Annotated in this window: 12 protein-coding genes and 2 tRNA genes; 8 read left to right on the forward strand and 6 right to left on the reverse strand. The window is 34.9% G+C overall.

Going from position 1 to position 15,857, the window contains the following annotated elements:
* Positions 1–55: 55 nt before the first annotated feature.
* Positions 56–1,816, reverse strand: coding sequence for a signal peptide peptidase SppA (gene sppA, locus ACNQGX_RS01585; protein ID WP_417973425.1), 1,761 nt, complete (start codon positions 1,814–1,816; stop codon positions 56–58).
* Between the two features lie 138 nt (positions 1,817–1,954).
* On the opposite strand from sppA, the gene folK reads away from it, so the two are divergent.
* Positions 1,955–3,100: a 2-amino-4-hydroxy-6-hydroxymethyldihydropteridine diphosphokinase gene (gene folK / locus ACNQGX_RS01590; protein WP_417973427.1), complete on the forward strand. Its 1,146-nt coding sequence runs from the start codon at positions 1,955–1,957 to the stop codon at positions 3,098–3,100.
* A gap of 114 nt (positions 3,101–3,214) precedes the next feature.
* On the opposite strand, the gene ACNQGX_RS01595 is transcribed toward folK, so the two are convergent.
* Both ACNQGX_RS01595 and ACNQGX_RS01600 read right to left on the reverse strand, forming a co-directional pair.
* Entirely contained in the window at positions 3,215–3,745 is a 531-nt protein-coding gene (locus tag ACNQGX_RS01595; protein WP_417973429.1) for an RNA methyltransferase, read from the reverse strand.
* Positions 3,746–3,815: 70 nt separating this feature from the next.
* Positions 3,816–4,265: a DUF1573 domain-containing protein gene (locus ACNQGX_RS01600; protein ID WP_417973431.1), complete on the reverse strand. Its 450-nt coding sequence runs from the start codon at positions 4,263–4,265 to the stop codon at positions 3,816–3,818.
* 156 nt (positions 4,266–4,421) lie between these two features.
* Between ACNQGX_RS01600 and mutS the strand changes: the two genes are divergently transcribed.
* From mutS to ACNQGX_RS01620, 4 genes are all read left to right on the forward strand, one after another.
* Positions 4,422–7,028: a DNA mismatch repair protein MutS gene (gene mutS, locus ACNQGX_RS01605; RefSeq protein WP_417973433.1), complete on the forward strand. Its 2,607-nt coding sequence runs from the start codon at positions 4,422–4,424 to the stop codon at positions 7,026–7,028.
* A gap of 148 nt (positions 7,029–7,176) precedes the next feature.
* A tRNA-Gly gene (locus ACNQGX_RS01610) sits at positions 7,177–7,252 on the forward strand.
* A gap of 12 nt (positions 7,253–7,264) precedes the next feature.
* A tRNA-Leu gene (locus tag ACNQGX_RS01615) sits at positions 7,265–7,350 on the forward strand.
* Between the two features lie 145 nt (positions 7,351–7,495).
* Positions 7,496–7,843 carry a YegP family protein gene (locus ACNQGX_RS01620; RefSeq protein WP_417973435.1) on the forward strand — a complete coding sequence of 116 codons (348 nt, stop codon included), beginning with the start codon at positions 7,496–7,498 and terminating at the stop codon, positions 7,841–7,843.
* 169 nt (positions 7,844–8,012) lie between these two features.
* Here the strand turns inward: ACNQGX_RS01620 and ACNQGX_RS01625 are convergent, their stop codons facing one another.
* The 3 genes from ACNQGX_RS01625 to ACNQGX_RS01635 form a co-directional block, all read right to left on the reverse strand.
* Positions 8,013–8,237: a PG1828 family lipoprotein gene (locus ACNQGX_RS01625; RefSeq protein ID WP_131991708.1), complete on the reverse strand. Its 225-nt coding sequence runs from the start codon at positions 8,235–8,237 to the stop codon at positions 8,013–8,015.
* Between the two features lie 189 nt (positions 8,238–8,426).
* Positions 8,427–10,595, reverse strand: coding sequence for a S46 family peptidase (locus ACNQGX_RS01630; protein WP_417973437.1), 2,169 nt, complete (start codon positions 10,593–10,595; stop codon positions 8,427–8,429).
* A 22-nt stretch (positions 10,596–10,617) separates the two neighbouring features.
* Positions 10,618–11,163 carry a GNAT family N-acetyltransferase gene (locus ACNQGX_RS01635; protein WP_417973439.1) on the reverse strand — a complete coding sequence of 182 codons (546 nt, stop codon included), beginning with the start codon at positions 11,161–11,163 and terminating at the stop codon, positions 10,618–10,620.
* 454 nt (positions 11,164–11,617) lie between these two features.
* Between ACNQGX_RS01635 and ACNQGX_RS01640 the strand changes: the two genes are divergently transcribed.
* The 3 genes from ACNQGX_RS01640 (at position 11,618) to ACNQGX_RS01650 (ending at position 15,837) form a co-directional block, all read left to right on the forward strand.
* The gene (locus ACNQGX_RS01640; protein WP_417973441.1) at positions 11,618–13,792 is read left to right on the forward strand and encodes a prolyl oligopeptidase family serine peptidase; all 2,175 of its coding nucleotides are present in this window, start codon (positions 11,618–11,620) and stop codon (positions 13,790–13,792) included.
* A gap of 236 nt (positions 13,793–14,028) precedes the next feature.
* Positions 14,029–15,108, forward strand: a complete 1,080-nt coding sequence (locus ACNQGX_RS01645; RefSeq protein WP_417973443.1) for a sensor histidine kinase — start codon at positions 14,029–14,031, stop codon at positions 15,106–15,108.
* Between the two features lie 6 nt (positions 15,109–15,114).
* Positions 15,115–15,837 (forward strand): LytR/AlgR family response regulator transcription factor, encoded by a 723-nt coding sequence (locus tag ACNQGX_RS01650; RefSeq protein ID WP_417973445.1) that lies wholly within the window; start codon positions 15,115–15,117, stop codon positions 15,835–15,837.
* The last annotated feature ends 20 nt before the right edge of the window (positions 15,838–15,857 follow it).

Genomic DNA, 15,857 nt, shown 5'->3' on the forward strand with positions numbered 1-15,857 from the left:
AAAAAATCCGTTTAAGCAATTGATTAAACGGATTTTTCAGTGAGTTATAAAGTTCTTAATGAATATTAATTTCAAAAGGCATTAGGGCTTGAACTCCTTTTTGCGCTTGTAATTTTTTTATTTGTTGCATAATTCTATAGTTTTCTTCTCCTATTTCTTCTTTTATAAAGTCTTCTTTAGATTTTGCAAAAGGAAGATTAGCTAAAAGATCATTGAAGTTTTTATCGTATTCCGGATAATTTTGGGTGCTGTAGCTTTTTATTTTTGCCAAAGAAGCAGCTTTTGCAATAGCGTCATCTAAACCTCCAATTTTATCCACAAGTCCAATTTTCAATGCTTCTGAACCAGTCCAAACTCTTCCTTGTGCAATAGCATCAACTTGTGCAAATGTCATTTTTCGACCTTGTGCTACGTGTGTGACAAAAGTTTTGTAAATATGTTCAACTCCTTCTAACGTAACGGCTTTGAATTTTTCATCGATTGGAACAAAAGGACTATAATTTGCTGAGTTTTGATGCGTTTTAACTTGCTCTGTATAGATTCCTATTTTAGTGGCTAATGGAGTGAAATTAGGTAATATTCCAAAAACGCCAATAGAACCGGTGATTGTATTTTCTTCGGCAAAAATGGTATTGGCATTACAAGCAATATAATACCCGCCTGAAGCCGCATAATTCCCCATAGAAACGACTACTGGTTTTACTTTTTTAGTCAATTCAATCTCTCTCCAAATCAAATCTGATGTCAAAGCGCTTCCGCCAGGACTGTCGATGCGAAGTACAATTGCCTTTACATTTTTGTTTTTTCGAGCCTCTTGTAACGAGCGGCGCATAGAACCTTCTCCGATGACATTGACATCACCTTCGCCACCCCTGATTTCTCCTTGGGCATAAATAATGGCTATTTCATCTTTACTGTCGAAAGTTTGTGAAGTAGTGGCTACTTTTTGAGCATAATCACAAATAGACACTTTATTGTATTCTTCGTCATTGGGTACTTTAAGTGCTTTTCGGATGGCGTTGTGATACACGTCTTCATATGCAATAATGTCAACTAATTTCTGGGATTTTGCCATTTCTGGAGTTCGAGCAAGAAGTCCATTGGCAATTTCATTCAATTTAGCTACAGATATATTTCTGCTTTTAGAGATGTCAGTGGTAATAGAATTCCAAACAGAATTCAATAATGCCGTAATCTGTTCTCTATTGGCATCACTCATTTTATTCTCAAGAAAAGGTTCAACGGCACTTTTGTATTTTCCATGACGGATTACTTCCATTTTTATTCCTGATTTTTCTTGAAAATCTTTAAAGAACATGATTTCAGAAGATAATCCCTTGAAATCCATATCTCCCACAGGATTTAAGTAAATTGGGCTGGCAACAGAATTCAGATAATATTCTTTTTGTGAATACGAATTGGCATAAGCCATGACGAATTTACCTGATTTTTTAAAGCTTTCCAGAGCATCTCTTAATGCCTTACTTTGCGCCATACCTAATGACGAAGTATTGTTTAGGATAGAAATACCTTTAATGTCGGCATCCGTTTTTGCTTCTTCAATGGCATTGATAATGTCTGATAAACCTACTTTTTTGTTTTCTGAAAAAATAGTTACCCAAGGGTCTTTGTATTTTCCGGCATAGTCGTTTCTGATGTCTTCCAAATTCAATTCGATAACAGAATTATTTTTTACCGTAACGCCTTCAGATTCACCACCAAAAATGGCTCCAATGAGGATTATCCCAAAAAAGAACAACATGAAAAAAACAAAAATACCTATAATGGTCGCCAATACATTTCCTAAAAATCTCATAATTATATTTTTTTAATATGTCGTAAAAAACATTGAAATGTTACAAATAATTGTTTGTAATTTCTAAGTTTAATTATCAACACAGGATACAAATATATTGCTAATTCTAAAATTCTTTTAGTTAATTTGCACCTAATTATGAAATCACAGCATCAGGTCATTTTATCTATAGGCAGTAATCAAGGCAATCGTTTGGAAAATATCGAACGTTGCTTAGAATTGATACATCAAGAAATTGGGACTGTAATCAAAGTCTCCAAATTATATGAGACTCCAGCTTGGGGTTTTGAAAGTGATGCTTTTTATAATTGTGCTTTGGTTTTGCACACCTTTAACTCAGCTCACAAAATTCTGACTCAGGTTTTGAAAATCGAAAAGCGATTGGGTCGTTTGCGGAATAAAACACAAGAATATCAATCGCGCACGATTGATATTGATTTGATTGCTTTCGATTCAGAAATTATTGCTACCGAAAAACTTCAAATTCCGCATCCTTTGATGCAAAACAGGAATTTTGTTTTGTTGCCTATCCAAGATTTGAATTTAGATTGGGAACATCCCATTCTTCAAAAAAATATTGCGGAATTATTGGCATTGTCGCCAGATGAAAGTGTTTGTACAGTGGTTCAGAATTTAGTAAATCCTTTGCAGAATATCTCTTTAGAGCAGTTTAATTATGTCGCTTTCGAAGGGAATATCGGAGCGGGAAAAACCACTTTGGCTACGAAAATTTCTGAGGATTTTAATGCGAAAACGGTTCTGGAACGTTTTGCCGATAATCCTTTTTTGCCCAAATTTTATAAAGATCAAAACCGATATGCGTTTCCGCTCGAAATGTCATTTCTTGCTGATAGATACCAGCAATTATCCGATGATTTGGCGCAATTTGATTTATTTAAAGACTTTCTGGTTGCCGATTATCATATTTTTAAATCTTTGATCTTTGCCAAAATAACACTGGCCGAAGATGAATATCGTTTGTATCGCAATCTATTTGATATCATTTACAGAGAAATGCCAAAACCGGATTTGTACATTTATTTGTATCAAAATTCAGAGCGATTATTGCAAAATATTAAGAAACGCGGCAGAAGCTACGAACAAAAAATCCCGGCCGAATATTTGGATAAAATCAATAGCGGTTACTTGGATTATATTAAATCACAAACTGATTTGAATGTTCTGATTATTGATGTTTCTAATAGGGATTTCGTAAAAAATCAAGAAGATTATCTGTATGTTTTGGATGAAATTAAGAAGAAAATAGGATTTTTAGAATGTTAGATTTTTTATTCTGGAAAAATTAGAGAAAGTGGGTAAGAAATGTAGTGTACTGCTTACCTTATTTTTTCGTTTTCTCATAATCTAAGAAGTCTAAAGATCTAACAATCCAAAAATCTAATATTTAAATTGTTTAAATAAATCCCAAACCACAATCCCTGCGCTTACTGAAATATTTAAAGAATGTTTGGTTCCTAATTGTGGAATTTCGATGCAACCATCACACAAGGCAACCGCTTCCTGAGAAACGCCATGTACTTCGTTTCCAAATACCAAAGCATATTTTCTGCCCTTTTCAACTTTAAAATCTTGGAGAAAAACAGCACTTTCTACTTGTTCTATGGCAAGTGTGGTGGTGTTTTCTTTTTTTAATTTTTCAATAACGTCAAGAACATTTTCATTATGTTCCCAAGTAACAGTTTCAGTAGCTCCTAGTGCTGTTTTGTGAATTTCTTTGTTTGGAGGAATGGCAGTGATACCACACAAATATATTTTTTCAATCAAAAATGCGTCGGCTGTTCTAAATACGGAACCAATATTATGCAAACTGCGGATATCATCTAATACTAAAATCAGGGGTGTTTTTTCAGATTGTTTAAATGCTTCGATAGATTTTCGATCCAGTTCGCTGTTTTCTAGCTTTCTCATGTTTGTGTAAATTATTCAAAAAAAAAGCTTCCGAAGTTAATGGAAGCTTTTTTGTGTATTTAGTTAAAATTTAGCTTTTTGAAGGTTCAGCGGCTAAAACATTTCCTTTTATAGTAAGTGTTTTGTTAGGAACAACAGCATTAGTGGTCAATGTTATTGTTTTAGTAAAAGACTGACCTGCTCTTGAAGTGTCATATTTTACTCCAATAACTCCTTTTGCTCCCGGAGCAATTGGTTCTTTAGGATAAGTAGGAACGGTGCAACCACAAGATCCTTGAGCGTTAGTAATGATTAAAGGTTTGTTACCGTTATTTGTGAAAACAAATTCGCGTTTACCATCAGAGTTGTATGCAACAGTACCGTAGTCAATAGTTTCAGTTACAAAAACCATTCCTGCACCATTTACTTTTGCAATAGTAGCTTTAGTATTAGTAACTTTTAATTTTTTTGAAGTTTCTTGTGCATTAGAAGTAACTGCTCCTAAGACAACTAGCATAGCTAGAGTAATTATTTTTTTCATATCTATTTCGATTTAAAAGTATTTACAAATCTAAAGAAAAAATAGAAATTATGACTTAAATCTTTCTTAAAATAGTTTAATTTTTTGAACTCCTTATTTATTTGCTTTAAAATCTATAAATTCGCTGATATTTTTCATTTTTTAATACAAATACAATTGGCATCTAAAGATAAAGTAGTTAAGGAAACTCCGTTAATGAAGCAGTATAATGAGATAAAAAGAAAGTATCCGGATGCTTGCTTGTTGTTTCGCGTAGGGGATTTTTATGAGACATTTGGAGAAGACGCAGTTCGTGCTTCAAAAATATTAGGAATTGTCTTAACTAAGCGTGGAGCGGGCTCTGAGACTGAAACAGCGCTGGCTGGTTTTCCGCATCATTCCTTGAATACCTATTTACCAAAATTAGTCAAAGCGGGACTTCGTGTGGCAATTTGTGACCAGCTCGAGGATCCAAAAATGACCAAAACCATTGTGAAACGAGGTGTTACTGAATTGGTGACTCCTGGAGTTTCTATGAACGATGAGGTTTTGCAATCGAAGACCAATAATTTTTTGGCGTCCATTTTCTTTGCCAATAAATCAATAGGAATTTCCTTTTTGGATGTTTCTACAGGTGAGTTTTTAACGGCGCAAGGCAATGCAGAATATATTGACAAACTGTTGCAGAATTTTAATCCAAGTGAAGTTCTGATTCCCAAAAATAATAAAAATGATTTCCGGGAAATTTTCGGAGAGGATTACCATAGTTTTTACTTGGAAGATTGGATTTACAAAGAAGACTACGCATTCGAAACCTTAACCAAGCATTTTCAAACGGTTTCTTTGAAAGGATTTGGAATCGAAGAATTGAAAGAAGGAATTATTGCTTCGGGAGCCATTTTGTATTATTTATCCGAAACACAGCATAATAAAGTACAACATATAACGGCGATTCAGCGTATAGCCGAAGATGCTTACGTCTGGATGGACCGATTCACCATTCGCAATCTGGAGTTGTATCATAGTTATAATCCAAACGCGGTGACGCTACTGGATGTTATTGACAAAACGCTTTCGCCAATGGGTGGACGATTATTAAAACGTTGGTTGGCATTGCCATTAAAGGATAGTACTAAAATAAAAAGCCGTCATCAGGTGGTTTCGTATTTGAAAGAGGATCAAAATGTTTTGAAAAATATTCAGAATCAAATCAAGCAAATTTCTGATTTGGAACGTTTGATTTCGAAAATTGCAGCCGGAAAAGTTTCGCCTCGCGAAGTGGTTTATCTGAAAGAATCCTTGGATGCTATTATTCCAATAAAAACCTTGGCTTTAGAAAGTCCGCAAGAAGCAGTAAAAGTAATCGGTGACAGTTTGCACAGTTGCGAATTGTTGCGTGAAAAAATAAAAACCGTTTTAAATCAAGATGCGCCTGTGGCTATTGCCAAAGGAAATGCTATTGCCAAAGGAATCAATGCGGAATTAGATGATTTGCGGGCAATATCAACTTCCGGAAAGGAATTCTTGGAAGGAATTGAAAAACGGGAATCACAATTGACGGGGATTTCATCCTTGAAAATATCGTTTAATAATGTTTTTGGATATTACATCGAAGTTAGGAATATGCACAAGGATAAAGTTCCTGTGGAGTGGATTCGAAAACAAACTTTGGTTAATGCGGAGCGCTATATTACGGAGGAATTAAAAGAATACGAAACTAAAATACTCGGTGCCGAAGAGAAAATCCACAAAATAGAAGTAGAATTATTCGAGCAATTAGTGAGTTGGATTGCTACGTATATCAAGCCGGTTCAAATGAATGCTAATTTGGTGGCGCAACTGGATTGTTTGTGTTCTTTTACACAGTTGGCTATCGAAAATAAATACATCTGCCCTGAACTAGACGAAACATTCGAACTGGAAATCAAAAACGGAAGACATCCTGTTATCGAAAAACAATTGCCGGTCGGGATGCCTTATATTGCTAATGATGTTTTTTTGGATAGAGAAACGCAGCAATTGATTATGATTACGGGTCCGAATATGTCCGGAAAGTCAGCTATTTTGCGTCAAACCGCTTTGATTGTACTGTTGTGTCAAATGGGAAGTTTTGTGCCTGCAGACAGCGTGAGAATGGGAATTGTAGATAAAATATTCACCAGAGTAGGAGCGAGTGATAATATTTCGATGGGAGAATCTACTTTTATGGTCGAAATGAATGAAACAGCTTCTATCCTGAATAATATTTCCGATAGGAGTTTAGTGCTTTTAGATGAAATAGGAAGAGGAACAAGTACCTATGACGGGATTTCCATCGCATGGGCAATTGCAGAATTCTTGCACGAACATCCTTCAAAACCGAAGACATTGTTCGCAACCCATTATCATGAATTGAATGAAATGAGCGAATCATTGCCTAGAATTCAGAATTACAATGTGGCTGTCAAAGAATTGAAAGATACGGTGCTTTTTATTCGAAAATTAGTAAAAGGAGGAAGTGCACATAGTTTTGGAATACATGTGGCGAAGATGGCGGGAATGCCTCAAATTGTGATTTTGAAAGCGCAGAAACTTTTAAAGAAATTAGAAAAGAATCATTCCAGCGATGCGCTGAATGGAATTAAAGCTGCAAAAGACGAAATGCAAATGAGTTTCTTTAATCTGGATGATCCTTTATTGGAGGAAATCAAAGAAGAGATTTTGAATCTGGATATAAATACCATTACGCCTATGGAAGCGCTGATGAAACTCAATGAAATTAAAAGAATGTTGACCAGAAAATAATTTATTTTGTTTTAAAGTTTACGGTATCAGAACATTAACTTTAATCTGTGATTTTTTTATAAAAAAGGCTTGTATAATTCAATAAATGTCCTAAATTTGCATCCGCAATACAGAACAAGTATCGCGGTTCTTTCTAAGAATTGAAAATGCGAAAATAGCTCAGTTGGTAGAGCGCGACCTTGCCAAGGTCGAGGTCGCGGGTTCGAGCCCCGTTTTTCGCTCCAACACCACATAATGCTCGGATGGTGAAATTGGTAGACACGCTGGACTTAAAATCCAGTGAACAGCAATGTTCGTGCGGGTTCAAGTCCCGCTCTGAGTACTAAAAAAGCTTCAAACTATGTTTGGAGCTTTTTTTATTTATAGGAGTTTGTAGCTGAGAACAAAGAGATTTTTACAGAAGTGAATTCTAAGCTCCATGTTTAGAATCTGAAATCTAAAATCCGCAATCTAAAATCTGAAATTTCATGGGGGCTTTTGTAATTAGTAAAAGATATAACGACGAGTATAAATTTGTTTTCACTTCCAGAAAGGGGAAAGTTGTTTTTACAAGTTTAAGTTATGAACTCAAGTTTGAGTGCGAAGAAGATATTGAAAAGTTTAAAACAGCAATTGAAACCGCTGATTTTTTAAAGTTTAAGTCTTCCGGTGGGAAGTTCTATTTTAAATTGATGTTAGGAGGGAATCATTTTGCAACAAGTAGAAAATATACCACTTCGTTGCGTTTGCAAAAAGGAATCGATGAAATTGTGCGGTATGGATCAAATTCAGAGGTGTTGGATTTCTCTGGAAATGATTTTATTTTTTCGGATTAAAGGTTTTTGAATTAATTCGTAAATAAAAAAGAGAGTCGTGTAAATTAAATTTACACGACTCTCTTTTTTATTTGTACATCTCCTTCTTAAATGATTGGAAATGTCACAAATTAAAAAAGCCATCTCGCATAGCGGATGGCTTTAAAATTTTTTAGAATTTGAGTTCTAATTATTTTTTTGCAGCTTCAGTAGCAGTTGCAGCAGCTTCAGTAGCAGCAGCAGCAGCAGAGTCAACAACAACAGCAGCAGAATCAACTACAGCAGCAGCAGAATCAACTACAGCAGCAGCAGAATCAATTACAGTAGCAGCGTCCTCAGCAGGAGCGTCAGCTTTTTTACATGATACAACAGTCAATACAGCAACAGCAGCTAAACTTAAAAATACTTTTTTCATCTTAATTTAATATAAAAGGTTAATTATTAATTCGTGGCAAAGATATAAATTTTTTAATATGTAAAATATTTTTTTATTTTTTTTTTAAAAAATAATATTTTTTGTCAACGCCGAAACAAATTACAATTATTATGCCAATTAAGTCAAATAATTAATAAATGCTATATATCGTTGTTGAGTCCTTGGTTTTTACTTTAAGTTTTTCTTTTTTAAAGGTTTGCTTTTCTTTGGGTGAACCAGTTTTAGCTCACTTATCAAGTTTTTTGCACCCGCATATTTATCCATAATAAAAAGGACGTAGCGTATGTCAACCATAATGTTTCTACAAATACTCGGGTCATAATAGATATCACTCATGGTTCCTTCCCAAACCCTGTCAAAATTAAGTCCTATCAGGTTTCCGTTTGCGTCTATCGCCGGGCTTCCTGAATTACCTCCAGTAGTGTGATTTGTGCCAATAAAGTTAACAGGCATTTTGCCGTTTTCTCCATAGGATCCGTAATCTTTGGTTTTATATAGATCTATCAATTTGGATGGAACATCAAATTCATAATCTCCAGGGATGTATTTCTCCATTATCCCATCTAAATAGGTTATTGGTGTGTAAAGTGTAGCATCTTTAGGTTCGTATCCTTTTACTTTTCCATAAGTAATTCTTAATGTGCTATTGGCATCCGGAAAAATTCTGCTGTCTTTATTCAATTCCAATTGCGCTTTCATATACGTGCGTTGAAGTGCAGTAATCTTTAAATTGATTTCGTCATATTTTGGCGAAACTTCTTTCGAATATTTATCAGCCAATTCTTTTACCAGCAGGAAACCTGGGTCATTGTTTAAATTCGTTAAAACGGTTTGCGTATCGCCGGTTAATAATTCTTTCAGACCTGTATAATTTTTAAGTTTGGATTTGCTGTAAATTTCCGAAGCCAAATTTTTGGCATTTACATTCACTAAGCTTTGGGGTAAAAATTGTTTTGGAGATTTGGTAGCATACAATTCAATCAATTGCTCAAAAACTTTTTCATCAACAGTTGCATTAAAATCTTTGTAGAAAGCTTCCTGGCCAGTTAGTAAATTGTTTTTTCGGTCTGTAAAAGATTGCTCTCCTTTGGTTTTGTAAACTTGTTCCAGCTGATACAATTTGTAACCAACGCTTAGTAATTCCGTGTTGAGCTGTACAACTTCCGCAAAATAATCTCTGGCAGAGGCATATGGTGCTATTTCTGCGTAGTTTTTTTCAAAATCAGTCAAAAGTGTTCCGTATTCTTTTTCTTTACCCGCTTTTGTTATTTTCTGCTGAAAGACTTTTTCAGATTCTCTTTTAATAGCAACGGCATTTGATTTTTTTAATCCTTGGGTTTCGCCAATCCATTTTTTCCAATAATTAGCAATCTTGGCGTATTTAGAGGCATACTGAATTTTAATAGCATTGTCTTTTCTCATGAAACCATCAGCCACTTTCAGGGCTTTGTCTCTAATTTCGATTTTTGCAGGATTTAGTTCGTTTACAATTTGTTCAATAGCAACAGAAGGTAAATATTCATTTGTTTTTCCTGGATAACCAAAAACCAATGTAAAATCATCCTCGGCTACACCATCAAGTGAAATCGGCAGAAAGTGTTTAGGAGTGTAAGGAACATTGTCTTTCGAATACGCAGCCGGACGATTGTTTTTGTCAGCATAAATTCTAAACAATGAAAAATCTCCCGTATGACGCGGCCAAACCCAGTTATCAGTATCAGAACCAAATTTCCCTATTGAGGAAGGCGGAGCGCCAACCAAACGGACATCTGTAAAAGTTTCTGTTACAAAAAGCATGTATTGATTGCCTTCATAAAACGTACGGATTTTATTTTCCTGCCAATTTTCCTTTGGTAAAGAATTAGTAAGTGCCGTAATGTTTTCTTGAATTTTCTTTTGTTTTTCGGATTCACTGGTGAGAGAAGCAGTTCCTTCTAAAACCGATGTGGTTACATCTTCGATTTTTACAATAAAAGCGACGGTTAAGTTTTTATTAGGCAATTCGTCCTCCATTTTGTAAGCCCAAAATCCATCAGTCAGATAATCATGGTCTACTGTAGAGTGCGATTGAATTTGTGAAAATCCGCAATGGTGATTTGTTAAAATTAATCCTTTTGGAGAAATAACTTCCGAGGTACAACCACCATTAAAGTGTGGAACGGCATCTTTTAAACTCGATTGATTCACATCGTAAATCTCTTTGACAGACATTTTCATGCCTAAGTTTTTCATTTCTGTTTCATTCATTCCTTTCAAAAGCGAAGGAATCCACATACCGCCCTGCTGTGCTTGCGTCTGAATGACAAATAGTAATAAGAATAGTTTTAAAAATTTCATGGTATTAATTTAAATTGATTTTTTATTTAACAATATATTTCATTAATTTCCGATGGTGGAATATAAAATCGCTGGCAAGATACAATTTTTGAGCGTTTTCATTGTGATTTTCAACTTCTAGGTAGATTACTTTCAGGTTTAATTGCTGTGCTTTGGCTTGAATAAAAGCCACCGCCTTTTTGCCAATTCCTTTACCGCGAGCCGAATCGGAAAGATACAATTCGTCTAAAATGGCAATCCTGCCTCGGTATTCAAAGCTAAAACAGAATGTTAGGATTACATAACCGACCACGGTGTCATTAGTATAGATTAGCCAAGCTAAACCAAACTCAGGATTGTCGGTAAATTGCTGGAATAATGCTTTTGATTTTTCGATATCAATAGGGTAGCCGTCAATAGCGTAAAAATCGGACATCATGGCGGTAATGAGATTAATACTGTTTTTTTCTAGCTGTTTAAAGTGTATCATTTTTCTTTTTTTTATAGCGGTAAAGGTAAGTAATCCTGTTTTTGTTTGTAATAAAAAGCCGTAATAACCGCTCGTCATTTCAAAATTACCGTTCGTCATTTTTTGTAAGAATAAAAGATGGAGTCAGCATATATTTGCCTCATCAAAACAAACAAAAAACAAACTAACAAACAAAAAATAAAAACATGAAAAAAGAAAGTCTTAAAACAGGAAAATTAGTAGCGAATGCATTATTGGGTTTTATGGCAGGTTTTGCAGGGTACTATGGAGTTAAATTTTTAATCAGTTAAAATTGAAATAAAATTTAATCAAACAAATCATCAAACAAATCATCAAACAAATCATCAATCAAAATAAATTAATCAAATCATGAAAAAATTAAATTTTAGGAGAGTAGTTAAAAATGTAATACTAGTATTAGCATGTATCGTCTTTGGAATTTTTATATGTGGGGTAATAGAAGGTATAAAAGAGGTTCTATAATAATTAATAAATTAAGCCAAACAAATCATCAATCAAATCAATCAAATCATCAATTAATAATAATCAAATCATGAAAAGAAAACAAACATCAATACTGGCATTCAGTATTTTATTAACAGCAAATGTTTTTGCTCAGAGCAAGCCGTCAAAAGCACCATCGGTTCCGGTAACGGAAGATTATTTCGGAACCAAAATAGAAGATAAATATCGTAATCTTGAAGATCTCAAAAATGAGCAAACGCTTTCTTGGATGAAAGGGCAAGCGGATTACACGAATGCGGTTCTTAACGCAATTCCGGGGAAACAAAAACTAATCGACAAATTGGTGGAATTTGATGGGAGAGCATCATCTAAAATTGGCGCTGTACAGATATTAGAGGATGATACTTATTTTTATTTAAAACAAACGCCTCAAGACCAAACGGGTAAACTGTATACGAGAAAAGGTCTCACGGGTGTGGAAAAATTGCTTTTCGATCCTCGAAAATATGGCGATGGTTCAGAATTAAAATATTCCATTTCCTCTTTTTCAACCAATAAAAAAGGAAATTTATTAGCGCTGTGCATGGCGCCAAACGGGAAAGAAATGAACGAAATGGTTATCATAAATGTAGCTACTTCAGAAATTTTATCTGATAAAATAGACAAACTACGAGTGGGCGGTGCTTCTTGGTTAAAGGACGACAATTCTTTTGTTTACACCCAATCCTCTACAAATGATGTTCTTGACATGGCGGGACAAATGAATTTGACAACAAAAATTCATGCTATTGGAACAGCGGTTGCGACTGATAAAACACTTTTCACTAAAGAAATGTATCCGAAGCTAAATATTCTAGATGGGGAGATGGCTATTTTGGGATATGATAATGAAAGTGATATGTTGTTTTTGTTTCCTTCTTCTGTAAATGCTAATTTGAAGATGTATGCAGCAAAGGGTTCTGGAATTAATCAAGGTAAGCTTAATTGGGAATTATGGTGTGACAGAAAAGATCAAGTAAAAGGTTTTGGTGTCAATAAAAATGATTTGTATTTCCTCACCTCATTAAATGCGCCTAATTTTAAAGTGCTGAAAACCAATTTTCAGAAACCTAATTTTGCTACTGCAAAAGAAGTGATTTCGGAAAATAAAGAGATGAAGCTAGATGCTTTTACTGTAACAAAAGATGGGTTATTTTATACACGAAGCAAAAACGGAATAGAAAGTAAGTTGTTTTTTACGGACTTTGGCGGGAAAAATCAGAGAGAAATAATAACTCCCAAAAAAGCGGCAACAATTGTCACTACTGGTAAAGGGTATAAGTTTTCGGATCTTTGGGTGGGTATAGCAGGATGGACGATGGCGGGAGAACGTTACAAATATGATGTGAAAACCAACACATTTAAGCGAGAAGAATTGGCCTCAATAGTAGCCTATCCTGAATTTGAGAATTTGGAAGTACAGGAATTAATGGTAAAATCCCATGATGGTGTAGAGGTGCCTCTATCGCTCATTTATAAAAAAGGATTAAAAAAGGATAAAAACACGCCAGTCTTATTTTATGGATATGGTGCCTATGGATCATCTACAACACCCGGATTTAGAGCAAGCTTTTTACTTTGGGTTGAAAAAGGAGGGATATTAGCAGTAGCACACGTACGTGGTGGTGGAGAATTGGGTGAAAAATGGCATTTGGCCGGACAAAAAAATACCAAACCGAATACTTGGAAAGATGTTATTGCTTGTACGGAATACATGATTAATGAAGGTTATACCAACCCTACCAAAACCGCAATTTATAGCCGAAGTGCTGGAGGAATATTCGTAGGCAGAGCCATCACTGAAAGACCCGATTTGTATGCAGTAGCCATTCCTGGAGTGGGCGCCATGAATACTTTAAGGGCAGAAAATATGCCAAGCGGACCTGGAAACACCCCAGAATTTGGAACCGTTAAAATAGAGGAGGAATGCAAGGGGTTAATTGAAATGGATGCTTATTTACACTTGAAAGAAGGAGTTAAATATCCTGCAACATTAGCAACAGCGGGTTTTAATGACCCGAGAGTGATTGTTTGGCAACCTGCAAAATTTGCAGCAAAATTGCAAGATGTAAACACATCTAATAAACCTACGTTATTAAAAATTGATTACGAAGCAGGGCATGGCTCGGGAAATACGAAACAAAAATCTTTTGAAGATATTGCAGATATTTTGAGTTTTGCACTTTGGCAAGTAGGACATCCAGATTTTCAACCCAAAAACTAATTTTAAAAACTTTAACTTTGGCGAAGCATGCGCGCTTCGCCAAAGTTTTTAAATATTTATTCTAATTTTAAATTCGAAAAAATGGTGGATATTGTTGTATTATTGGTTTTTAAAATTGTTAAATGGATAATCTGTTTAACGGTTTAAAACACCTACAATTTAATAATCATAATGCGAATTATGGTATTTCCTTATGGCAATGCTATATTACAGTATAAAATAATCTTTACTTACTTATGAAACTATTTACTAATTATAAATATCATATTTTCAATTTATTAGGATGGATAGTTTACATGATTAGTACTTTAGCTCTGGGTAAGCTTTCTTATGGATTTGATGATAAAGCTATGAGTTCCTCTAAGATAATGAATTATTATTATTATTCATTAATTGAAAGTGTTTTGAGTGGTTCGTTAGGATACTTACTTTCATTTGTAATTCTTTATTTTGTAGAAAAATATTTTGAAATTGGTAATATCAAAAGAAAAGATTGGGTGTTACTCTTTCTTGTTTTTATCATTGTCCAAGGGTTATACTTTTCGCTACTTTGGCCGATGCTGGATTTTCCAGCACGCTATTATTTCGGCAAAGAAATGATTCTTACCTTTTTAATGAAATTGTCTAATTCACCTTTTTTTGCAGTTCCATTTTTGGTTTGGCTTTCCGTAATATTAGCAATAAAAGGGTATGAGTATTTGAATGTTGTTAAACTGAATCGATTAGAGCTAGAATCCACCCTTAAAGAATCGCAACTCAATGCTTTGAAAGGGCAAATTAATCCGCATTTTATGTTTAATAGCTTAAACAATATTCGCGGTTTGATTCTGGAAAATCCAGCTAAATCAAGGGAAATGATCACGCGATTGTCCGAGATGTTGCGGTATTCTTTGACCAAAAGCGAAATTAATACCATTGCTTTGGAGGAGGAAATTGAAATGGTGGAAAATTTTATCGCCATTTCCAAAATTCAGTTGGAAGACCGACTGCAATTTGTTGTTGAAATAGAAGAAGATACGCTACGGCTACAAATTCCGCCCATGATTATTCAAATGTTGGTGGAAAATGCGGTGAAACACGGTATTGCACAACTGAAAGAAGGTGGGGTGATACGCTTGAAAATCAAAAAAGAAAACACCAATTTATACATTGAGGTAAACAATACGGGGCAATTGTCTCAAGAAAAAAGCACGACTCAAGTGGGGCTCAAAAACATTCAGAGAAGGTTGCGTTTGCTTTATGGGGAAACCGCAACTTTTGCATTAAGCGAACTTGAAAACGAAGTGATTGCCAAAATAATAATTCCCATTTCTTAGAAACAGATGAAAAAAATAAAAGCCGTCATAGTAGAAGATTCCCGTTTGGCTCGAAATGAGCTAAAGGAATTAATTAAAAATCACCCGGAAATTGAAATCATTGGTGAAGCCGAAAATGTGGATTTGGGCTTCGAACTCATCAACGCCACCCAGCCCGACTTGCTTTTTCTGGACATCAACATGCCTGAAAAGGATGGTTTCGCCTTGCTTGAAATGCTCGACAATGTGCCTATTACGGTTTTTACGACCGCTTTCGATGAATATGCGATTAAGTCTTTTGAGTATAATGCTTTGGATTATCTGATGAAGCCTATCAATCCCAAAAGATTTGCCCTGGCTATCGATAAAGTGCAAAGTAATTTGGTAGAGAAAACCGAAAAGAATAGTAAAAAGCTAACGATGAGTAGTCAGATTTTCATCAGAGATGGCGAAAAATGCTGGCTGGTAAAAATCTCGGACATTTATCTGTTTGAAGTGGATGGCAATTACACCAAAGTGTTTTTTCAAAACGAAAAAGCAATCATCAACAAATCCTTGAACCAAATTGAGGAAAAGCTTCCCGAAGAATTTTTCTTTAGAGCCAACAGAAATCAAATTATGAATGTTGAATATGTCTCTAAAATCGACCCTTGGTTTAGCGGCAATCTTTTGGCGCATCTCCCCAAAGACCTGAAAGTGGAAATTTCCAGAAGACAGGCCAGTAATTTTAAGGAAAAATTGAGTTTATAGGCTGCAATCATGGCAGGAGA

It is taken from the genome of Flavobacterium glycogeni (assembly GCF_048286775.1).
Lineage (GTDB): Bacteria > Bacteroidota > Bacteroidia > Flavobacteriales > Flavobacteriaceae > Flavobacterium.